The sequence below is a fragment of the Marinobacterium jannaschii DSM 6295 genome (assembly GCF_000620085.1).
Taxonomy (GTDB): domain Bacteria; phylum Pseudomonadota; class Gammaproteobacteria; order Pseudomonadales; family Balneatricaceae; genus Pontibacterium; species Pontibacterium jannaschii.
This window is the reverse complement of sequence record NZ_JHVJ01000007.1, coordinates 29,553-51,926: the sequence shown is the minus strand read 5'-3', so window position 1 is coordinate 51,926 and position 22,374 is coordinate 29,553. Positions and strand designations below refer to the sequence as shown.

Below are 22,374 nucleotides of genomic sequence, written 5' to 3'. Positions count from 1 at the left end.
GGCAGATCTGCCGGGGCATCTAACCTTAGCGAATCGCTGAGATCAGGTAGTTGAGGATGGCTGATGAGTCGCGCGGTTGTTGCATAAACCCGGGCAGGAAGCGGGGTCGCATAAGAATCCCGCGCTCAATCAGTTCGTCGATAATCGGCAGGTATTCAAAGCCGGTCTTACCAATAAAGAGGCCGGTAATATCCTGTTGCTGGTAGTGATGCAGAGCATCTCGCAATCCCTTCAGGTAGAGGTAATCCTTGGTAAAGCCGCCGCCACGGTGTACCCGGATTGCCAGGCTAAAGGCTTTCTCCCGCGCCATACCCTGTTCTTCATGCAGGTAGAGCCAGGTACGACGAAAGTCACCGTGGCGCAGCATTTCGTGTACCGCCAGCACTCTCAATGACAACGTCTGCAGACGTTTCAGGGAGATATTACCGGACAGGTACTCGCTGAGGATTGCCAGCCCCTCCTGGGTATGGGTGTTGGAGGGCAGGCCAAGCGAGAACACCTTAAGTGGCTGTTCGCGCGCATTCAGGGTGGTCACCATATGCACGCCCAGCTCATGGTGTGCCAGGGCATTCAGTTCAGTCTGGGTCACCGTGGCATCCCTGCGTACCAGCAGGGTCTTGCGGCTGTTGTTGACCATGGCGGCTGCCACCAGGCGGTTACTGGTCTCTACCTTGCAGTCGAGCCCCCAGTCCTCAGCGGTCTGGCGGAAATAGGCTACCATCTCATCCGCAGGGATCGAGGCCGGTTCGGTTGTTTCTTCCTCCGGTGGGGCATAGAGCAGGAAGCGGGCATTGGCTATATCCTGCTCGCTGGGTTCGCCATAGTAACGCAGGGAGTTATAGAGGAACTGGCCACCGCCTATGCTGACTAACAGATCGATTTTTTCGGCAAAGCCGTCGATGACGCTTCGATAAAGCTGTTGCACGCTCGGATCACGGATATCCTCGACGGGCAGCCGGTAGAGCTGTTCGCGGAACAGGTAGGGATCGATCTCTAGCTGGCGATAGCGAAAATCAGGCTGGTAATTACCGTTGCGGGCGAGAAACAGCTTGCGCTCCTGGCGGATATTGATCGGGTTAATATATTGCAGGGTCTCGACGCCTCGGGCGATTCGAAACAGCTCTCTGTCTACCCGCATCAGCACCGGATCTTCTGCTGAGGAGAGGATGTCGGAGCGGTTCATTCGGTGCTGGCGGGTGTGGCGGCGGGCAAACAGGGCTGCCGTCCCGGATATTACCTGCTTCAATTCTTCCTTCAGCTGGTTTATGACCAGCGGGTAGGGTTCGCCGCTGAGCTCATCCATATAGACCTTAGCGACTTCGGCTGGCAGAACCAGGGTGTTCTCGAAGCGGCTGTTGACATGGCTGATCAGGTAGCCCTTGCCCAGGAATACGCGGTCTATCGCGGCTGTGACTTCTATATTCGGCAGGCTGACTGCCGCCAGCGCCTTGCGGAACTGGCGCACAACCGGGCCCCAGCGCTCCATATCGATCTGTTCAGTGCCGAGGTTAAAGGTGACTGCATTATCACCCCGACGCAGGTGATTGTAGGAATGAATATCAAACAGGACACAGCTACGAAACTGCTTCTGCAGTTTGCTGATCAGGGCATCCAGCACCCGGAAGAAGCAACGGTGTTTATCGTGGCTGCGCTTCAGGTGAGTACTGCCTGGCTTACGCCGCCAAACCTGTTTGCCCCAGGCGTGTTTGTAGACGCAGAGCGAAAGCGGACGGTTGAGGTCGTACTCGTAGCGAGAATCGCAACCCACCAGGGTGATCGGCATGGCATCGATCATCTCACCGGTATAGGGGTCCTCTTCGTAGTAACGCTCTGCTTCATCGAGCATACAGTTGCCGTGCAATTCGCTGCGCAAGCGGCTGCCATCATGCACTGCCGTGCAGATTACCGGTACATAGTCCTCGACCTTGATGCGGAAGGAGCCGTCATTCAAGGTGGCTTCAAACGGCTCGCCGGATTCGATTAACCGCAGGATCTCCTGCTCAGACAGCGTCAGCATCTTCAATCACCTTGCGGAAGGCGTTCTTGCGCTCTAGCACCGCGTCCTTGGTATTAACCACATTTTCGATAAAGTCGATCACTTTTGTCTGCAGCTTAGTGCGATTGAGGCGATTGATACGGGTGATACCGCCCGGGCTGAGGACATTCACCTCAATCAGTTTACCGTTAATCACATCCAGACCAACAAAGAACAGGCCATCGCGCACCAGCTTAGGGCCGATATGCCTGCACAGCAGTTTCTCTTCTTTCGTCAGAACATGCTTAACTTCTTTGCCGCCGACACTGATATTAGAACGCAGGTCGTTGCTGGCCGGTACGCGGCGCATTGCGCCGATCGGTTCGCCATTGAGCATCAGGATGCGCACATCGCCGTTCTCTGCACCCTCGACATATTCCTGCAGTATCACATAGTTGCCACCATCGCCTTCGCCGCCGATATAGAAGTCCAGCAGCGACCTGAAACTCTGAGTGGCACTCTTCTCAATAACGATGACGCCTTCGCCGCCAAAGCCGTTCAGTGGCTTCATGATCATCTTATCGGAGGCGGAATCCAGCAGGATTCGTTCCAGGTAATCCTTGTTCTTGGAGACGTGCGTTGCCGGGATATAGCGGCTGGCTTCACCGGAAAAGGAGGCGGTATAGAGCTTGTTGTTGGCGATACGCAGGCCGTCGATATCGTTGAAGATAAAAGTATCGCTGCGGACAGAATCGAGGAAGTTAAGGGCCACCGTATCCAGCGGCGGGTTGGCGCGCATCACTATGACGTCAAAGCCAGCCAGTGGCAGCTTGGCGCGGTTAAACTGTGCTTGCTTATAGAAAGTGGCTGGACTGGAGGAGATCTTCATATCCTTGCGCAGCACACTGCAAAATGCATGGGCGACACTATCGCGAATGGTCAGGCTGCCGGGCGTGGTAATCGCGACCGTGTGACCGCGGCTGGCTGATTCGTGGATCAGACGCAGGGTGGAGTCTGATTCCGGGTTTACACGTTCCCAGGGGTACATCAGGAAGCATATCTTCATTCGGGTCTCCTGCCATCAAAGGCATGAACTTCCGTCAACGCAGGAGCTATCCTCTCAGACAACGGACAGGGACGTGCCGCCGACAAGGCTGGGGTAGCTGTTCAGGCTATGCTGAGCAGGTTGCGGAAAACAAAAAACAGAGTAGAAAACGTGCTTTGCCGTAACCGGTTGGAGCCCGGGATGATTGGGTGCCGGTAAAGAGACAGGGGCAAAGGTGCGGCATTGTCTTTATTTTTTACCGGTTTTGCAACATCTCCTTGCGTTGTGTGTCGTTATTATCGGCTCAGGCTAGGTCTCGTTACTATTGGCGGGGCGAGGCGCGATCATACAGCGGTTTCGGCCGCTGTTCTTGGCGGCATAAAGCGCCATATCGGCGGCCAGCAACAGCGACTCCGCATCCTGACCGTGGTCCGGGAAGGTGGCAATGCCGATGGAGACGGTAATGCCGGAGATGCGCTGCTCGCCCTGACGCACAAACAATCCCTCTACCCCCTGACGTATCGCTTCGGCACGGTCACAGGCCTGTTGCTGGTCTGAATCGGTCATCAGCAGCAGAAACTCCTCTCCGCCATAGCGACAGCTCAGGTCATGCTCCCTGATATGCTGGCTCAGGTAGCGGCTGACGACCTGCAGTGCCTGATCACCCATCTGGTGCCCGTAGTGATCATTCAACTGTTTGAATTTGTCGATATCCACCATCAGGGCGCTGATCTGCTCGCCGGTACGTTTGCTGCGGGCAATCTCTTTGATCATCCACTCCTGCATATGACGGCGGTTAAACAGGCCTGTTAACAGGTCGTGGGTTGCTTCATGGGCGAGCTGATCCTGCAGCTTGCGGTTACTGAGGGAGAGGGTGAGCTGTTCCAGCAGGTTCTGGGTTACGCCCGGGTCTTCCATCAGGTTGTTGGGCATATGGCTGAGCCAGAGTACGCCAAACTGGGTGTCAGTATGCATCAGGGGCAGGCAGAGGGCTGATTGCGGATAGGGGCTGTCTGGCATGGCGCCGCTGGCTTCTTCATCCAGGTGGGGGATCGCGCCCTGGAAGGTGCCCCAGTGCAGGTAGCGCTGCAGGTGGTCATCTTCGTTACGGATATAGAGAATACCTGAAGTCTCCGGCATCAGCCTGGGGAAATGGTACTGGACCCGCTCCAGTGCTTCGGAAAAGGACTTTGCGGACTGGATTTCGGCACTGATTTCGGCGATCTGAGCCAGCAGCTTGTTCTGGCGCTCCAGCTGACGCTGCATGGAACGTCTCTGTTTAACCTCACTCTGCAATGCCTTGGTGCGGTAGCCAAACAGCTTGAGTCCGAAAAAAGTAACGAAACCGATCACCACGCAGATAATGCCGATAAAGCCACTGGTGGTATCGGCCAGGCCGTTGATCAGAGTCTTGTGCGAGAAGGCCGGGTTGTTGGTATCGATCTGCAGGAACATCAGCCGTCCCAGCTGCAGCGAGATCAGCAGGTAGCCAATGATGGCGCAGAATATCAGGGCGACGATCGCCAGCGCATTTTCAGCCCCCAATGGCGGTGGGTCCAGACGGCGCAGGTGGAATTCGCGCCAGCGCCGGACGCTGCGGGTGCCCAGCCAGAGCAGCGGGGCAATGACGATCAGGTTCTGTGCCAGTGCGCCTATCCACCATCCCTCCCAGATTGCATGGGCATCCTGCATGCTGAGTTGCTCGCTGTAGGTCCAGATGAAAGCTCCGGACGAGCTGAAAATCGCTGCGACAAAGGAGATCATTATGAAAAATGTCAGGTTGCGCAGGCTGTGCAGGTCGATATTGAAGGGCATCGCGCGGTAAGCCACTGCCAGCACGGCCAGTCCCAGAGGATCGGCAAAGGAGAAAATGATTGCCAGCGGTGCCAGCATGCCGCTGTACAGCGACAGACTCAGGGTCGACAGAAAGGCGATACTGGCGCCCCACCAGAAGCCAAACCAGAGCACCCAGAGGGTGGCGATCAGCATGGGCGGGTAGAGGGTGATATGCAGCGTCGTATCACTGTGTTGCAGTGCGATACCGGACCATTGGTAGACGACAACGGCAATGCCGCTGAAAACCGCCGCAATCAGGCTGGCGCACCAGATCAGCAGAAACAGGGGGCCGCCGGGGGCCAGGCTAAGGCGTCTTATACGCCGGATAATACCGGAAAATCCGTAGATCCCAATTAATCGGGTCATTTTTCTCCATTCCAGAGGACGTGGACAATGAAGACAGATTTGTGACTATTCGCTCAAAATCTGGGCGCTCTGTGTTTGAAGTTTAGTTGGGATTATCAGAAATGTTTCGATTAAGTCGCTGACTGTAAAGCGGTGGTTCAGGCGGCTGGAGAGGGTGAATCTGGTGGCAGGTCAGTCCGCTGCGATCCGGGCGGATCGCAGCGATAGCGGCAAAAATCAGCGCTGTTTGTTCTTTTTAGCGGCGACATTCTCGGCAATTTTCTTCGCGCCGGGCCTGGCGCCCCGGCTCTTGGTACTCTTGCTGCTTTTAGCCGATTTCGCCGCGCTGGCCTTTTTCTTTTTCGGTTTGGTTTTAGCCGGATCGCGGTGCGGCGCTTTCTTTTTCGCCTCCAGGCCTTCTATCTTGCTGTGACGGATCGGCTCGCCCAGGTAGCGCTCGATCCGGCCCAGGCGATCCCAGTCATTGCTGTCGACGATGGAGTAGGCGTAACCGGTGCTGCCATCGCGCCCGGCACGACCGGCACGGTGCACGTAGATGTCGCCTTTCAGTGGCAGGTAGAGGTTGATAACGTGGCTGATTTCGGACAGATCCAGTCCGCGCGCCGCGATATCGGTGGCGACCAGGACTTTCAGGCGGCCGCGACGGAAGTTCTTCAGGCGCAGGTTGCGTTCGCCCTGTGGCAGCTCGCCGTGCAGGCCATCACACATCAGATTCTGTTCGCGGATAAAGTTGTTCCAGCTGTCGACCTGATTACGGCTGGCTACAAACACCAGCGCCTGGCGGACATTCTCCTGAGTGATCAGGTGCTTCAGCAGGGCCTGTTTGTGATCGTCGTTATCGGCACGGTAGATGCGCTGCACGATATTGCTGGCGACCGCCCGGGGTTTGCTGACCTCCACAGTGACTGCTTCATCATTCAGCAGCTCGGCGGCAAGGTGGCGGACTTTCTCGCTTTCCAGCGTGGCGGAAAACATTGCGGTCTGGCGTTTTTCCGGGGTCAGGGCGGCGATCTTACGGATCGGTTCGATAAAGCCCATATCCAGCATACGGTCAGCCTCATCGATCACCAGAATGCTGACATCGCTCAGGTCCAGCCAGCCTTTTTCATCCAGCTCCAGCAGGCGACCCGGCGTGGCGACGAGGATATCGCAGTCCTGCTCCAGCTCAGCCTGCTGCATGCCGTAGGGAACACCACCGACAATCAGGTTGCTGGTCAGGCTGGTGAAGCTGCACTGCTGCTCTGCGACCTGAAAGGTCTGGCGCGCCAGCTCGCGGGTCGGACTCAGAATCAGTACTTTAGGGGCGTTGGTGGCGCGCTCATCCCGATCCAGTACATGCTGCACAGCCGGCAGGACAAAGGCCAGGGTTTTTCCGGTGCCGGTCGGGGCAGAGGCCAGAAGATCCAGGCCATCCATCATGGCGGGAATCGCCTGCTGCTGAATCTCTGTGGCAACGGTAAAACCGTTCTCGGCCAGGGCCTGGACCAGTTCCAGGTCTAACTGAAGATCAAGAAAAGACATAGGGTATTTTGCTGCTGTACTGAAAAGTGAGGCACCCGCCGGGGGTGAATAAAGTGGGGCAATTATTACATCTTGTGTCAGCCACGCCTACACCCTTCTGAGTGTGATCGGTTTTTTCTGCCCTCTTCCGGCAGGCCGCTGAATCTGCTATTACACTGTGGAGGCGCCTGTACTTAGTTGAAGCATGGGCTGCCGGGGAAATTACCGGGACAGAGTCCTTTAATCTTTGCCCCTAAACCCCTATCATGCGCAACCTTTTCACGATCAGAAGCGAGAGCAATCACCTTGGCAGCAGCAGAGTTCGTTCCCGGTCAGCGTTGGGTGAGTAATACCGAGTCAGAATTGGGGCTTGGCATCGTAGTTGAAAACGCCGACCGCCGTGTCACCATCCACTTTCCCGCCGCAGAAGAAGACCGCACCTACGCGATCAACAACGCCCCGGTCGGGCGTGTTGCCTATGCGGTAGGCGATCAGATCAGCACCAGCGAAGGTGTGCAGCTTACCGTAAAAGAGCGCATCGAGAACAACGGCCTGTATATCTATATGGGCGAAGATGGTGAAGGCGATATTCAGGTCGTGCCTGAGATCGAACTGGAAAGCGCGGTGCAGTTCAGCAAGCCGCAGGATCGCCTGTTTGCCGGTCAGATCGACAAACTCAACCGTTACCGCCTGCGCCTGGACACTCTGGAGCACCAGCATCGCCTGCAGCAGTCAGACAGTTTTGGCTTGCTGGGTGGCCGGGTACAGCCGCTGCCGCATCAGTTCTATATTGCCAAGGAAGTTTCCGGCCGTTACGCCCCCCGTGTATTGCTGGCCGATGAAGTGGGCCTGGGTAAGACCATTGAAGCCGGCCTGATCCTGCATCAGCAGCTGATCAGTGGCCGTGCCCGGCGCGCCCTGATCGCGGTGCCAGACAGCCTGGTTTACCAGTGGCTGGTGGAGATGCTGCGTCGCTTCAACCTGAAGTTCAGCATTATGGATGAACTGCGTTGCACTGCGATGGAGCTGTCCGGCACCGATAACCCGTTTGAAAGCGCCCAGCTGGTACTCTGTAGCCAGTCTTTCCTGGCCAGCAGCGAAACCCGCCTGAACCAGGCGCTGGAATGCGACTGGGATATGCTGATTGTCGACGAGGCCCACCATCTGGGCTGGAGCGAGGAGGCGCCGAGTCACCTCTATCTCACCATTGAACAACTGGCCGAGGCGATCCCAAGCCTGCTGCTGCTGACCGCGACACCGGAGCAGCTGGGTATCGAGAGCCATTTTGCCCGCCTGCGCCTGCTCGATCCTGATCGTTACAACTCGTTGGAGCAGTTCCGCGCCGAAGAGAAAGACTACCGCTCGGTGAGCGATCTGGTACAGGCGCTGCTGCATGAAGACGCCATGACCGAGCTGCACGACAATCCGCAGCTGCAACAGCGTCTGAACAGCTATCTGGGTGATGATGCCGCTGACAAGCTACTGCATGAGATCGAGACTATCGATCCGGAAAGCGCCCGTCAGCGCTGCATCAGCAGCCTGCTCGATCGCCATGGCACCGGCCGCGTGTTGTTCCGCAACACCCGTGATGCGATCCCGGGCTTCCCGGGCCGCGAACTGAACAGCTACGCGCTGCAGGCACCGGATGCCTTCGTTGCCGAGGCAGCGGATGCGCCACTGGATAAGGTGCTGCACCCGGAAACCCTGCTGGGCGATGACTGGCTGGATCAGGACCCGCGTGTCGAGTGGATGGCGGAATGGCTGAAAGAGCATCGCTATGACAAGGCACTGGTGATCTGTGCCCGGGCTGATACGGCCCAGGCGCTGGAAGAGCATATGCGCCTGCGTAAGGGCATTCGTTCTGCGGTCTTCCACGAAAAGATGACCCTGGTAAACCGTGACCGGGCCGCGGCGTATTTCGCAGATGAGGAGGAGTATGCCCAGATTCTGGTCTGCTCCGAAATCGGCAGCGAAGGCCGTAACTTCCAGTTCGCCAGCCACCTGATCATGTTCGACCTGCCGCTGAACCCGGACCTGCTGGAGCAGCGTATCGGTCGTCTCGACCGTATCGGCCAGAAGGATACGGTGAAGATTCATGTGCCATACTACGTCGACAGCGCCCAGGATGTGCTGGTGCAGTGGTATCACGAAGGGATCGATGCCTTTGAACGTGCTGGCCCGGCCGGACAGAACCTCTATCTGAAGTTTGCCGAGCCGCTGAATGCCTGCCTGCATCAGCCACAGGACTACGCCATGATTGAGCAGCTGTTGCATGACAGCCGTATTGAAACCCAGCTGGTACTGGAAGAGCTGCAGCAGGGGCGTGACCGCCTGTTGGAGATGAACTCCTGTAACAGCGAAAAGGCGGAAGCGCTTTTACAGGAAGTGGAGGTGATCAGCGAGCGTCTGACACTGGAAAGCTACATGGAGCGGGTCTACGACCAGTTTGGTGTTGACCAGCAGGATCATAGCGCTAATTCAGTGGTACTGCACCCGACCGATAAGATGCTGCACTCTCACTTCCCGGGCTTGCCGGAAGAGGGCTGCACAGCAACCTACAGCCGCACCGAGGCGCTGAGCCGTGAGGATATGCAGTACCTGACCTGGGAGCACCCGATGGTCAGCGGCGCGATCGAAATGATCCTGGGCTCCGAGTACGGTAACGCCACGGTCTGCAGCATGAAACTGCCACCGCTGAAGCCGGGGACGTTGTTGGTGGAAGCGATCTACTCGCTGCACTGTGCGGCACCGCGTGAGCTGCAGGTAAAACGTTATATGCCGCAGGCCAGCCTGCGGGTGCTGTTCGACAGCAACGGCAATGACCTGAGTGGCATTATCACCGTCGGACACCTGAACAAGCTGGGTGAACGGTTGCCTCGCTCAGTCGCTCAGAATCTGGTGCGCCATGCCCGTGAAGATATCAATGGCCTGATCGACAAGTGCGATACCGTCGCCAAAGGCCAGCAGGACGAGCTGGTCTCACAGGCTGTGGACAAAGCCCAGACCCTGCTGGGTGATGAGCTGCTGCGGCTGGAAGCACTGGCCAAAGCGAATCCGAGTATCCGTGAAGAGGAGATCGATGCCCAGCAGGAACAGATCGAAACTGTTCTCGGACATCTGAGCGGAGCCAGCCTGAAGATGGAAGCGATCCGGGTGGCAGTCGTCAGCGACTGATCCCTGATCGGGTTGCTTAGACAGCCAGCCTGCTCTGAAGCCTCCTTTGCAAAGCCCCGGCATCACCTGCCGGGGCTTTCTCGTATATGGCATTAACCCGCCTCAGAAGGGCGGCGAGGTGCCGTGTAGAGGGGCTACTGCTGTGTCCGGCCCGGGGGAGAGGCTCAAACGCATGCTAGACTAAAGTATAAGTTATTGATAAATAAGCTATATATTTTGGGGGTTGATACAGATTAATAAATGGTACCGTATTGACTGCTGTCTATGTTTACATCAATTACCCTATATTTGATAATGTGCTAAATAATCCGCAGTACCAGGGGGAATGGATGCTCTTTTGTTCGCTGTTTAAACGCTTGTTTTCCCCTCTTCTAATTCTTCTTTACACCGCTCCTGCTCTGGCTGAATTTGAGACAGTGGTGCTTTACGCTGTGGATTATCCACCCTATATGGTGGTTGAGTCTGACGATAATATCAGTGGCATCGATGTCGAGGTAACACAGGCCGCATTTGCTGCAGTGGGTATTACTACGGATGTGAAGACCGCGCCCTGGAAGCGGATTCTGAAAAATATTGAGCATGGTCGTATTGCCGGTACTCTGAGCTGTTCAAGGCGGCCGGATCGTGAAGAATTTATTTTCTTTAGCGATAAAGTCAACGAAATCAATCAGGTTGCGATTATGTCGCGTAGCCGGGATGACAGTCAGCTTAATAAGCTGGATGATCTGAAGAACTTCCGGGTGATCGCTGTGGAAGACTGGGGAAACCAGAGAGAGCTGGCCCGCCGGGGAGTTGAACACCAGACTACGGGTGAAATGGATAATGGTATTAACTCTGTTGTATTCAGAGATGTCGATGTGTTTTATAACGGTGAAATGTCGACTAAATACCGCGCCCGCCAGCTGGGGTTACATGACAATATTAAGGCAAAAAGATTGTCAGATAAGAAAAGTACCCCGCTTCACCTTTGCCTGAGTAAAAAGTATCCGGGTGCTGCTGTATTGACTGAAAAGTTCAACGAAGGGCTTGGCATTATAAAGGCCAACGGTGTCTTCAAAGCGATCTATTCAAAATATCTTTAACCGAGAACGGCTTTTCAGACAGGATTATCCCGAATGGGTATTAGGTTCAGAGATCGAATCGCTTATAAACAGGCCCGCTCGGTTCTGCTTATCTCATTGGTGCTGGGACTGCTTTCTACCAGCTGGCAGATCTGGCTGGATCTGGGGGAGGAACGGCAGCGCTCAGTGGCTGAGATTGAGCGAATTGTATCGCTACATAAAGACACGGCTCAGCGTGCTATCTATAACCTTAACCTGATGCAGGCGGAAGAGATTACCCGCACGCTGATCTCGCATCCGGCGATCTTTCATGCCCAGCTGGTGGATGATTTCGGCGACACACTGGCTGAAAGTCTTCGCGAACCATTGCCGGCTGAAGGGGTGTTTTCAGGTATCGGCGGCTACTTCTTTGAAGTCAATACCCATATCAATACCCGGCTCTGGGTGCCCTCGTCAAATAATGGCTCAGGTAACCTGGTTATCGATCTGGATGCGGCATATATCGCCAGCAACTTTGCCCGGCGGGCGATTACCGGTCTGATGCTGGGGCTGTTACACAATGTGGTACTGGCCGGTATCTTTCTGCTGCTGTTCTATCGCTACCTTTCCAAACCGGTATTGAATATCGTGGAATGGGTCAATGGCCTGCGTCACACAACCGACAGTTCGAAGCTGCCGTACGCCGAAGACGATGAGATCGGAGACCTGGTCCGCAGTTTCTCCGGGCTCTGGCACGATCGCCAGCTTATGACAAACCGGCTCAGCAATACGGTTCAGGAGTTGTCCAAGAGTGAGCACTTCTCCCGCTCACTGATGGAAAATGCCGGTGATGCGATGTTCCTGTGCCGGCCGGATTCCACTATTGTGCGGGTCAATAACCAGGCGATCGAAACACTGGCGCGGGCGCGGGAGTTTCTGCTGGGTGAGGGGCTGGCAGCTTTCAGCCAGAACTACTCACGCAGCGATTTCCAGAGCATGTTCAGCGAGCTGGATGAAAAACAGCCGCTGACTTTCGAAGATATCCAGTTACGTTCGGACGGCAAGCACTTTCCTGTTGAGGCCCGTGCGATCAGGCTTAACCTGAATGACCAGAGCTATATCCTGATTCAGGCGCGTGATATTTCGGTGCGCAAAGAGGCCGAGCAGAAAATCTATGAACTGGCGTTTTTCGATACCCTGACCGGTCTGGCGAACCGGCGTCTGTTTCTCGACCGGCTGACATCGTCACTGGAGCTGCATCATGTGAACTATCGCTGCGGTGCGGTGCTGTTTATGGATCTGGATCGCTTCAAGACCATCAATGACTCGCTGGGACATGGTGTCGGAGACAGGCTGCTCTGCGGTATTGCCGATCGGTTGAAAGCTATCCTGCCGGTAGAAGCGACCTGCGCCCGATTTGGCGGTGATGAGTTCGTGATCCTGCTGCCTGAAGCGGGACGTTCTGCGGATGCCTGCGCCGAAGTCGCCGCGCAGATCGCGCAGCAGATCCTCGATCAGATGACGACCCCCTTCGAGATAGACGAACACCTGCTGTATAGCTCGACCAGTATCGGAATATCGGTATTTCCGGCCGGGGATTCGACCGCGATGGATGTACTGCGTCATGCCGATACCGCGCTTTATCGTGTTAAGGCGCTGGGGCGTAATGGTTTCCAGTTCTATGATCCGGAGATGCAGTCTTCCGCCCAGGAGCGGCTGCAGATAGAGAAGGGGCTGCATCAGGCGCTTGAGCAAGGCGAGCTTGAGCTCTGGTTTCAGCCCCAGGTGGATGGACAGAGTCGGATTATCGGGGCTGAAGCGCTGTTGCGCTGGCAGCATCCGGTCAAGGGCATGGTGCCGCCGGCGGAATTTATTCAGATTGCCGAAGAAAGCGGTCAGATTATCGAAATCGGTTACTGGGTACTGTCCCGTGCCCTGGGCCAGCTGGCGGCCTGGCGTAAACAGGGCTTGCCTGAGCACTTCAGACGGCTGGCGATCAACATCAGTCCGATGCAGTTTATGCAGGTGGATTTTGTCGAGCGGTTGTTCCGTTTACTGGATGATCTGGACTTGCCGGGGCTGATGGTTGAGCTGGAAATCACGGAAAATATGCTGCTGAACAACTTTGAGGTGGCCAGCAGTAAAATGAAGCTGTTGCGCCAGCGCGGTATCTCTTTTGCCATTGATGACTTCGGCACCGGTTATTCATCACTGAAATACCTGCGTTACCTGCCGCTGGATATCCTTAAGATCGACCGCTCCTTCGTCTCCAACCTGTCACCTTCATCCGAAGCGGCCGCCATTGTCGAGGCCATTATTGCGACCGCCGACCGGCTTGATCTGGCGGTGATCGCAGAAGGTGTGGAAACCTATTCGGAGCGCGATACGCTGACCGAACTGGGGTGCCATTGTTTTCAGGGCTATCTGTTCTCAAAACCAGTACCGGCCGGCACGTTCTATAACCTGCTGGAAGGGGAGTGGGCGATTGTGTCTGACTGACACTGGCCGCCCCGCCGTCAATTCAGGGGCTTCAGGCCTTAGTCGTTGTAGCGGGATGGGAGTCCTGAAACCAGCGTTCCAGATGATTGCGCAATACCCCCGCGGCAGATACTTCTTTGCCCGACTCCCGGGCCAGTGACGACCAGCCCAGATCCAGCCCCTGACTGCTGACCTGAACCACCGCAACGCGATTAGTTTCCAGTGCCGCACTGACCGCCCAGCGGGAAAGGATACTGACGCCAAAGCCGGCGGCGATCAGTTCGACAATGGCGTCGGTCATCTCAACCACCTTCACCTGCAACGGAATGATCCCTGATGGACGGATGAATCGCTCATATTCGAAGCCGGGCTGGGCGGAACCGCTGTAGGTCAGGTAGGTTTGCTGAAGCAGGTCTTCCGCCTTGATCCACGACCGGGTTGCCAGCGGGTGATCTGGTGGCACGACTAATACCAGCTCATCATCAAACAGGGGCGTGCTGTCGATGCTGGCCGCAGACAGATCTCCCGGGGCCATTACCAGATCAACACTGCCATCCTGCAGACTGCGTACCGGATGCTGGGTAGCTGAGGCGACCAGCTCCAGTTGCAGGCCTGGTGCCTGTTTTTCCAGCCAGCGCATAAAGCCCGGTAGCCAGTGATAGCAACTGTAGGCGGCGACGCCGAAGCGCACTACGGTGGTAGCATCCCGGCTGTACTGCATAAAGTCGGATTCCGCCCGCTGCAGGGCAGGGAGGAGTTCCAGTGCCGTGCGGGTCAGTTGTTCCGCGGCCGGCAGTAAGCGCAGGCGACGGCCTTCACGTTCATAGATTGCGCTCCCCAGGCGTCGCTCCGCTTCGGCCAGCCGGTGGCTGAGAGCGGACTGGGTGATGCCCAGCTGATCGGCTGCCTTATGCAGGGTGCCGCTCTCATGGATCGCTTTGAGTAATTCCCAGTGTCGGATATCCAGTCGCACCTATGCTTCTGCCCTTGGTTGACCTGTTGATTAGTATCTCTCAACTATATCGCGAGTTATTCAATATATCTCTAATCATTTAGGTTCTATCCTTCAGGCGTTCATTGCAGAGAGAGGGATGACCCATGAGCTTAAGGCCTTTATCTGGCGCTGACCCAAAGAGCGCTATTCTCAGTCGCGGGCCTTTATGGCAGTTGCCCGGTATTAGCGGTACCGGGCTGATCGTCATGGCAGCGATGGGCTTTGGCCTGAACCCCCTGTTTGCACGGCTGCTGATTGCGGATGGTCTCGGGGCTGAGATGATCAGCCTGTATCGTTTTATCATTCCTGCCGTGCTGCTGTGCTGGGCGCTTCGGGTCGCGCCGGCATTGCGGCCAGAGGTTGGGCGAATGCTCTTGCTGGGGGCCGGTAACGGTGTTGCTATCTTCGGCTACTTCTATGCACTGGAGGTGATTCCGGCGGCCAGCGTGATCGTTATCTACTATACCTATCCGGTATTCAGCGTGATTGTGGGTTGGTTGCTGTTCGGGCGCATGCCGGGAGGCAATACCATTGTCGCCGCTCTGCTGATTGCGGTGGCGGCATCGCTGGCGGTACGACCTGAAGGCCTGAGCGCCGGTCAGGGTCTTGCTCTGGCGGGCAGCTTTCTGGCCCCTTTGATGATCGCTCTGCAGATTCAGTATCTCTCGGCGCCGCGGCTGGATATGAAGCCGCTGTCACGGATCGCCTGGGGTTCGCTCGGACACCTGTTGGTGCTGATTCCGCTGGTGGTGTGGCTGGCACCGGTACGGCTGTTGCCTCAAAGCGATATCGCGGTGATGGCAACGCTGGGTATCGCGATCGCCGCGGCAGTGTTGCCTCAGCTGCTGTTTATCGTCGGGGCGGCCCGTTGCCAGCCGGAGAGAACCGCAGTTGCCGGGGCACTGGAGCTGATTGTAGCTATGTGTTGTGGTGCTTTATTGCTGGGAGACAGTCTGGGCAGGCTGGAGATTACCGCCGTAGTGCTGATTCTGATGGCGCTGTTTATCCGCGACAGTGAGAGCCTGAGTATCGCCGGGCAGGATCCGGCCGGGAATCTGTCCGCCCCGGAGCGATAATAATTATCCGCATCGGGGCGCTGATTGTCCCGCCAGGTACCGGGTTTTGAGAGTCACAGGAGCTCTATTGATCGGGGTCAGTAAATATTAATAATCGCCATTCTCATTGTGCAAATGGGAATGTTTATCAGTGGTATTTGCCTTTCTGCTATGCTAACTTACTTCGCAAATTTATAGCCGGTCCCGTTTCCGGGGGCTGTACGGCCATTCTTCAAGTTAGGGTAGTGACTGTGAAACTAAAAAAAATCGTATCCGCACTGGCAATTGCCTCACTGAGCTCTATTGCTGTATCTGCACAGGCGCATGAACACGGACCTGTCTATGCTGATTTCCCGGTAACGGTAAAGGATTACAAAGGCGACGCTAAGCATTCTGTCTCCTACGGCGGCCAGATGGCGCGTCATGCACTGCATAACTCCCTGAAGAAGCTGGCGGGTAAAGGTAATGGCGAAGCCAACCCTGAGTTGAAAGCTCAGATGATGGCTTACTTTGAAGGTAAGGAAGCGGGCCGCGCAATCATCGATCCTAAGACCAAGGGTGAGTTCGCGGTTGCTCAGACCGAAGTAGACCAGCTGTCCAAGAAGAAGAACCTGGCAGGTAAGGCCTATAAAGGCGCGGTAACCAGCTGGCCAGGCAACATGACCGCTGCCGAAGTGCTGGCGTTCATGATCGACAAGGCTTCTGCTGCGGACAAAGGCTACGACCCACTGAATGGTCTGGACTACGCGCAGCTGATCTCCAAGTTTGCAATGGGTGCGGTTTTCTACAACCAGGCGGTTGATAACTACCTGGATGAGAAACTGGAAGCCAACATTAAGCCAAACGGTATGGCTTACAAGCCAGGCAAGCCATACACCGGTAAAGAGCATGTCTGGGATGAAGCCTTCGGTTACTTCGGTACTCCGGCGCACACTATGGAGCTGTCTGCCAAGCAGGTTTACGCGATCGCTAAGCAGAAAGGCGATGCCTTCGATATTGCTGATGCCAACAACGATGGCAAGGTAAGCCTGTACACCGAAATGACCTATGCCCACGCTTACTATGCAGCGGGTGCGGACAAAGGTGGTAAAACTGACTACCTGCACACAATCACTAAAGCGTTCATCGACGGTCGTCAGCTGCTGGCTGATGCCAAAGGCGAAAATCTGACCGATGCACAGCGTGCCGAGCTGAAAGGCTACGCCGATGTGATCAAGACCAACTGGGAAAAAGTGATCGCAGAAGCGGTATTTAAGTACGCGGGCTCGACTTACAAAGATCTGCAGAAGATCAACACTATCCTGGAAGCCAATGGTGACCTGGGTGACAACTTCCGTAAGTACTCCAAGCACTGGGGCGAGCTGAAAGGCTTTGCGATGGCGCTGCAGATGGGTGGTAAGGATCTGGGCGAAACCGGCGTTAAGCTGAACCGTCTGGTGGGTTACTCTCCGGTACTGCTGGGTAACACTCAGGTATCCGGTATCGATGCTAACGGCAACTATGTACAGAGCGCTTCCATCGATATGGAAGAGTACATGCTGCACATGCTGAAAGTTCAGCAGCTGATGGTTGATCAGTACGGTGTTAAGGCACGTAGCAACGATGTACTGGCAGGCATGGGCGACCTGGTTGAGAAACTGGGTGCCAAAGCTGCGACCAGCGCTGAAAACGACTAAAATCAGACCCCTCTCAGGCTGATACGAAAGCCAGCTCCCTGACCGGAGCTGGCTTTTTTGTAGCCGTCATTCCTTGTTCAACCGGCGCAGCAACACAGCAAGATGGAAGCGATAGTTCTCGATTACCTGGATCAACTGAGCGACACCTTTACCGAGCCCCGCAAACGGGTGTTCTGGGGCTACCTGCTGCTTGCGTTAGGTATTGGCACAATCTGGCTGCGTTGGAAGCTGGGGCAGGGCTGGCGTCGGGTGATCGCTACTACGCTGTCGCCCGGAATCTGGTGGTCAGCTTCAGCCCGGGCCGACTACCTGCTGGTGCTGATCAACAAGCTGCTGATGATCCTGATAGCCCCGGCGCTGCTAACCCAGACCGTGTTGGCCACCTGGCTATTTGGCTTCTTCTTTAGCCAGTTCGGGATGCCTCCCTCTGCAGGAAGTCTGCTACCCGATTGGGGAGTAGCGGCGGCTTTTACTCTGACCCTGTTCCTGCTGGATGACTTTGCCCGCTACCTGGTGCACCGTGTAATGCACGAGGTTCCCGCGCTATGGGCCTTTCATAAGGTGCACCACAGTGCCCGCAGCCTGACGCCGCTGACCGTGATGCGCACCCATCCGGTGGAGGGCGTGCTGTTCACCTTGCGCAGCGCGCTGGTGCAGGGTGTGACCATCGGCAGCTTCCTCTACCTGTTTGGCAGTCAGGTTGATCTGGTGACGGTGCTGGGCGTAAACATTGCGGTATTTGCCTTCAACGTGGCCGGCTCCAACCTGCGTCACAGTCATGTCCAGCTATGGTATCCGAAAGCGGTGGAGCACCTGCTGATCTCTCCGGCGCAACACCAGATCCACCACTCCACGACCCCGCGTCACTTCGATAAGAACTTCGGTGCCGTACTGGCAATCTGGGACTGGCTGGGCGGCAGCCTGCACTTGTCGGAACCCGGTGCCGATATCCGCTTTGGCATCCGCGAACGGGTTGAGGAGGGCGAACACAGCCTTAAACGGCTTTACCTGACACCGTTCGGGGAATCTTTTGGAATATTGAAGGGGAGTATTGCTCAGCTGTTGCCGGATCGTAGTCTCTAGGCGTGGAGTAAAGCAGATACAAAAAAGCACCCGAAGGTGCTTTTTTTATTGCGGCGCTTTTGTTCAGTCGATCAGGCCGAAGTCGTTACGCAGGACTTCGATAATCTCTGCTTTCGGGTTGTCAGACTGAACCAGCTTTTTGCCGATGATCTTCTCGGCAATGCCGACGTAAGTGTCGGAAACCTTCTGGATCAGCGCCGCAGGCAGTTCGTTGTCACGGGCCAGGGCGTAGCGCTCTTCCATACGGTCTTTGTTGACCAGGATGTCGGCATCGGGGAAGTAGTTCAGCAGCTCCTGTCGGAACACTTCCTTAGAATTCTCGACCACCTTACCGTCGCGATAGGACGGGCCATCCCAGATACGGGAGGAGTCAGGGGTGCCGACCTCGTCCATATAGATCAGCTTCTCGTTGCCGTCGGCATCGGTGACGTAGCCGAACTCGAACTTGGTATCGACAAATACCTGATCGATCTCTGCCAGTGCGTCGCTGATCAGGTTGAAGCCCTCTTTCAGCAGCTGCTCGTAGCGGTCGACATCCCCTTTCGACTTAAAGCGGAACGCTTCGTGGTTGTTGACGATATCGTCGCGGGTGACGTTGACATCGTCGACTTCAGGCACGCCCGGGATACCGCTCAGGATGCCTTTGGTCGATGGCGTGATCAGTAGTTCAGGCAGCTTCTGGTCTTTCTGCAGTCCCTCGGCGATCTGGATGCCGCAGAATTCACGCTCGCCCTTAGCGTAGGCGCGCCACATGGAGCCGGTGATGTACTGGCGGCAGATCGCCTCGATCATTACCGGTTTGGCTTTCTGTACTACCCATACTAACGGATGCGGAATGTCCAGGATATGACTGTCGGCCAGGCCGTTTTCGCGGAACAGTTTGAACCAGTGGTTGGAGATTGCGTTCAGTGCCGCACCTTTGCCGGGTACGCCCTTCATGCCACCTTCGCCCGTCCAGATACACTCGAACGCAGAGATCCGGTCGCTGATCACCATCACGGCCAGTTCGGCACCTTCTTGGACGTCGTAGCCTTTCTCTTTGATCAGGCGGGCGCTGTCTTCTTTAGTCAGCCAGTAAACGGAGCGGACTTTACCACTATGAACCGGGGCATCGGTGCGGATTGGCAGGTCGTTATTCACTGCCAACACTTTATCAGCAAGACTCATTCAAACTGTCCTGTATTCAGTGTGAATCAAAGGGGAAGGGAGTCTCCGAATTACCCGCAAACACTGGCCTTGGCCGGTGCTTGCCCACAGTGGGATGGCGATATTCAGTGGCTCCCTGGAAAACTCTCAACAGGCGGCGGGACGAGGTTTTATGGACTCGATATCTGGGCCTGATTCCAAGATGGGGATACTACCAGATATGGCAGTAACTGCCACCTTTGCATCGCCTGCCTGCTGTCCTGCGGCGGGACGGGATGACGCTTAGATGGTGAGTGAAGAGCGCGCTTTTTTAATAACAATTTGGGTAGAATGTATGCCGCTTCTGGCCACTTAAAGGATAAAAACAATGGTTAACCGGATGAAACTGCTGCTCGTGGTAATGGCAACGATGGCCCTGATGGCCTGCTCCCCAATCCCCGACCTGCCCGGTCCGATCGGTATCCCGGGAATCTGACTGTTAAATAGTCGCTTTGTGGTTTTTCAGTGGCCGGATGACTGCTCGTAGTCCGGTCGACCTCTGTAGATACGGGCGGAAATCTAAGAATGTTAAACTAAAGTGTCGAGCAGATTGCTTGGTTGCGGGTAAGGGGATGGTTGGCAAAATGCCTGTATTATCAGAAATGTATAGTACTTAGGTTCTGAATTTCTGTTGAAATGGGTTTGATTTTATTGAACTAAAGGTTAACCCCCATCAATTGTATAGTTTTACTAATTAGTTTAAAAAAGGGCGCTCGTTAAACCTAGACTGCTGATGCCGGAGTAACTGTATGTCACCGAATGGAACCACGACCGGAGGTTGGGTTGTCGCAGTTGCTCGTGCATTGGAGGCTGCCGGGATAGACAGCGGGGCATTGTGTTCCAGCGCTGACATAAAGTTAGAACAGGCTTTTGATCCCAATAGCCGCTTTCCGGTTGAGAGTACGGCCCGCCTTCTAAGGCTATCCGCAGATGCAACCGAAAATGAAGCCTTCGGTCTGGAGGTGGCAAAATTCGTCAAGCCAACCACCTTTCATGCGCTGGGCTTCTCTATCTGGGCCAGCTCAAGTTTAAGAGAGGTAATCGACCGGTTGGTGCGATATACACCGGTGATTACCAGTGGCGGTTGGATGAGTAGTGTCCAGGATAATGGCAAACTCTATCTGCGCTTTAATGTCCGTAAGAACCGGGAGGGCAAGAGCGTTATTGCAGAGCAATCGCTTGATGCACTTTGCGCGACGGTCATCTCTCTCTGCCGTGAGTTGAGAGGGGAGCACTATGTGCCGCTCAGTGTCCATTTCGAGCGAGACCAGCCTGTCGACCCTGCTCCCTGGATGAATTACTTTCGCTGCCCTGTTGTGTTTAATGCCTCTAGTACGGGCATCGTATTTTGTTGTCGCTCGTTAGGCATATCATTGCCAACGGGTAACCCGGAACTGGCGTCGCAAAGTGAAACTATTATTGCTGACTATCTCAGTAGGTTAGAAAAAAGTGACATCGTTACTCAGGTAAGGCAGGCAGTTGCTGCCTTGCTGGCGGAGGGGGTTCCGTCACAGGATTCGATTGCCGCCATGCTCTGTATGAGTTCACGGCAGCTGCAGCGAAGGCTGAGTCAGCGTGATACCTCGTTTACTGAGTTGGTGGAAACGCTGCGTTACGATCTGGCCTGTAATTATCTCGGTCAGTCTCACCTGGGACTTAGTGAGATCGCCTTTATGCTGGGCTTCTCATCGCTGAGCGCCTTCTCGAGGGCCTTTAAACGCTGGACCAGTATGTCTCCGGGCCTCTATCGCAGCGAGCGGCTGGCTGGAAGTCTTTAGACTGGCTGCTGCAGTATAGGAATTGGCGCAGGCAGTGAAGATGTAGGACAGAAACCTGTTTAAAGTAGCTGCAAATTTCGGGAAAGCCCGCGGCTATTCCGATGCAGTTGTGTCCTTTCTATTAGGAAACACCGGTTATCAAACTTCCCAGCCTGGTAACCGGCTTTTTTCCAATGTCTGTGCTGAAAGACTCCGGGTGTTTCCGGCTCAGCTCTCCAGCCACACATCCCTTGCCCAGTACCAGATAGACTCCCAGGTTTCAGAGTCATCAATCAGCCCGTCACGCCAGAACAGTACTTCGCCTTCCTGTGAAATGCAGTAGTAATCATCACCAGACTGGCATACCGGAATAAACTCACGCGGCATACCCGCATCCCAGGCATTGGCTGCGACTTCCGGCAAATAGGTGTGGGAATGCGGGTCGGCACAGGTAACCGGTTCCAGTGAGCCGCATACCACATCGCTTACCTGCATCAGGAATTCACGAAACTCACGTGGAATAGGGATCAGGATCTGTTCTTCCACCTCAACCATCTGGTCTGCATCGGGCAGTTCAAGTGGGATCAGGCACTCCGCGTTGTTTTCGCGCAGGCTCTCATAGATATCTTCCATACTCAGGCCTTATATGGATTCAGGAGACTTTGTTGACGCTGTTTCAGTCAGACACAAAAAAGCCCGATCAAGTCGGGCTTTTTTAAACAATTACCGTCTCAGCAGAGCTGGCCGGTAATGTCAGGGGCAATGTTACAGGATAGTAACGTTTGCAGCCTGCAGGCCTTTAGGGCCCTGTTCGATTTCGAAGCTTACTTTCTGGCCTTCAGCCAGAGTTTTGAAACCTTCAGCAACGATAGCACGGAAGTGAACGAATACGTCAGCGCCGCCGTCATCCTGAGAGATGAAACCGAAACCTTTATCGTCGTTGAACCACTTAACTGTGCCAGTAGATTTAGACATGATGTCTCCTGAATCTTTTTTGCAAATGAAAAACTTTACGCGTTATGCGCTCTGAGCCGGAGTTCAGATTTACTTACGATGACAAGCGAGAGAAAAATCTTCAGGACAACATGACTTATTGCAATGGTGTAACAGAGGATTCAAATTTGTTGCATCGGTAGGTCTGTTTCGCAGGCCCAGATGCATATTACACCAAAATAGACGGATGTCGAATCTTTTTTAGCTACCGCCTGAA

General features: G+C 55.2%; 15 protein-coding genes. 7 read left to right on the top strand and 8 right to left on the bottom strand.

Annotated elements, in window-relative coordinates; genetic code table 11:
* Nucleotides 1-25 precede the first annotated feature (25 nt).
* The 4 genes from Q354_RS0106570 to Q354_RS24870 form a co-directional block, all read right to left on the bottom strand.
* Complete coding sequence (locus Q354_RS0106570) at nt 26-2,017, bottom strand: flavohemoglobin expression-modulating QEGLA motif protein (RefSeq protein WP_027856905.1); 1,992 nt, start codon at nt 2,015-2,017, stop codon at nt 26-28.
* Nucleotides 2,001-3,041, bottom strand: coding sequence for a glutathione synthase (gene gshB, locus Q354_RS0106565; protein WP_027856904.1), 1,041 nt, complete (start codon nt 3,039-3,041; stop codon nt 2,001-2,003). The genes Q354_RS0106570 and gshB overlap by 17 nt, the downstream gene beginning before the upstream one ends.
* A 288-nt stretch (nt 3,042-3,329) precedes the next feature.
* Nucleotides 3,330-5,222 (bottom strand): sensor domain-containing diguanylate cyclase, encoded by a 1,893-nt coding sequence (locus Q354_RS27265; RefSeq protein ID WP_051559957.1) that lies wholly within the window; start codon nt 5,220-5,222, stop codon nt 3,330-3,332.
* 216 nt (nt 5,223-5,438) lie between these two features.
* Nucleotides 5,439-6,743, bottom strand: a complete 1,305-nt coding sequence (locus Q354_RS24870; RefSeq protein WP_051559956.1) for a DEAD/DEAH box helicase — start codon at nt 6,741-6,743, stop codon at nt 5,439-5,441.
* Nucleotides 6,744-7,028: 285 nt separating this feature from the next.
* Between Q354_RS24870 and rapA the strand changes: the two genes are divergently transcribed.
* The 3 genes from rapA to Q354_RS24865 all read left to right on the top strand — a co-directional run bounded on the left by rapA (nt 7,029) and on the right by Q354_RS24865 (nt 13,435).
* The gene (gene rapA / locus Q354_RS0106550) at nt 7,029-9,896 is read left to right on the top strand and encodes an RNA polymerase-associated protein RapA (protein WP_027856903.1); all 2,868 of its coding nucleotides are present in this window, start codon (nt 7,029-7,031) and stop codon (nt 9,894-9,896) included.
* 251 nt (nt 9,897-10,147) lie between these two features.
* Entirely contained in the window at nt 10,148-10,978 is an 831-nt protein-coding gene (locus Q354_RS0106545) for a substrate-binding periplasmic protein (RefSeq protein WP_156948254.1), read from the top strand.
* 33 nt (nt 10,979-11,011) lie between these two features.
* Nucleotides 11,012-13,435: a putative bifunctional diguanylate cyclase/phosphodiesterase gene (locus Q354_RS24865; RefSeq protein WP_036228836.1), complete on the top strand. Its 2,424-nt coding sequence runs from the start codon at nt 11,012-11,014 to the stop codon at nt 13,433-13,435.
* Nucleotides 13,436-13,466: 31 nt separating this feature from the next.
* On the opposite strand, the gene Q354_RS24860 is transcribed toward Q354_RS24865, so the two are convergent.
* Complete coding sequence (locus Q354_RS24860; RefSeq protein WP_051559955.1) at nt 13,467-14,387, bottom strand: LysR family transcriptional regulator; 921 nt, start codon at nt 14,385-14,387, stop codon at nt 13,467-13,469.
* 125 nt (nt 14,388-14,512) lie between these two features.
* Between Q354_RS24860 and Q354_RS24855 the strand changes: the two genes are divergently transcribed.
* The 3 genes from Q354_RS24855 to Q354_RS0106520 all read left to right on the top strand — a co-directional run bounded on the left by Q354_RS24855 (nt 14,513) and on the right by Q354_RS0106520 (nt 18,222).
* Nucleotides 14,513-15,484: a DMT family transporter gene (locus tag Q354_RS24855; RefSeq protein WP_084332497.1), complete on the top strand. Its 972-nt coding sequence runs from the start codon at nt 14,513-14,515 to the stop codon at nt 15,482-15,484.
* A gap of 230 nt (nt 15,485-15,714) precedes the next feature.
* A complete protein-coding gene (locus Q354_RS0106525) occupies nt 15,715-17,139 on the top strand; it encodes a DUF4856 domain-containing protein (protein WP_036228931.1) in 1,425 nt (474 codons plus the stop codon).
* A gap of 102 nt (nt 17,140-17,241) precedes the next feature.
* Complete coding sequence (locus Q354_RS0106520) at nt 17,242-18,222, top strand: sterol desaturase family protein (protein ID WP_027856900.1); 981 nt, start codon at nt 17,242-17,244, stop codon at nt 18,220-18,222.
* A 63-nt stretch (nt 18,223-18,285) separates the two neighbouring features.
* On the opposite strand, the gene Q354_RS0106515 is transcribed toward Q354_RS0106520, so the two are convergent.
* Nucleotides 18,286-19,389: a phosphoribosylaminoimidazolesuccinocarboxamide synthase gene (locus Q354_RS0106515; protein WP_027856899.1), complete on the bottom strand. Its 1,104-nt coding sequence runs from the start codon at nt 19,387-19,389 to the stop codon at nt 18,286-18,288.
* 767 nt (nt 19,390-20,156) lie between these two features.
* Between Q354_RS0106515 and Q354_RS24850 the strand changes: the two genes are divergently transcribed.
* The gene (locus Q354_RS24850) at nt 20,157-21,185 is read left to right on the top strand and encodes an AraC family transcriptional regulator (protein ID WP_051559953.1); all 1,029 of its coding nucleotides are present in this window, start codon (nt 20,157-20,159) and stop codon (nt 21,183-21,185) included.
* A gap of 207 nt (nt 21,186-21,392) precedes the next feature.
* Here the strand turns inward: Q354_RS24850 and Q354_RS0106500 are convergent, their stop codons facing one another.
* A complete protein-coding gene (locus Q354_RS0106500) occupies nt 21,393-21,797 on the bottom strand; it encodes an SMI1/KNR4 family protein (RefSeq protein WP_027856898.1) in 405 nt (134 codons plus the stop codon).
* 132 nt (nt 21,798-21,929) lie between these two features.
* Nucleotides 21,930-22,139: a transcription antiterminator/RNA stability regulator CspE gene (gene cspE, locus Q354_RS0106495; protein ID WP_027856897.1), complete on the bottom strand. Its 210-nt coding sequence runs from the start codon at nt 22,137-22,139 to the stop codon at nt 21,930-21,932.
* Nucleotides 22,140-22,374: the final 235 nt, after the last annotated feature.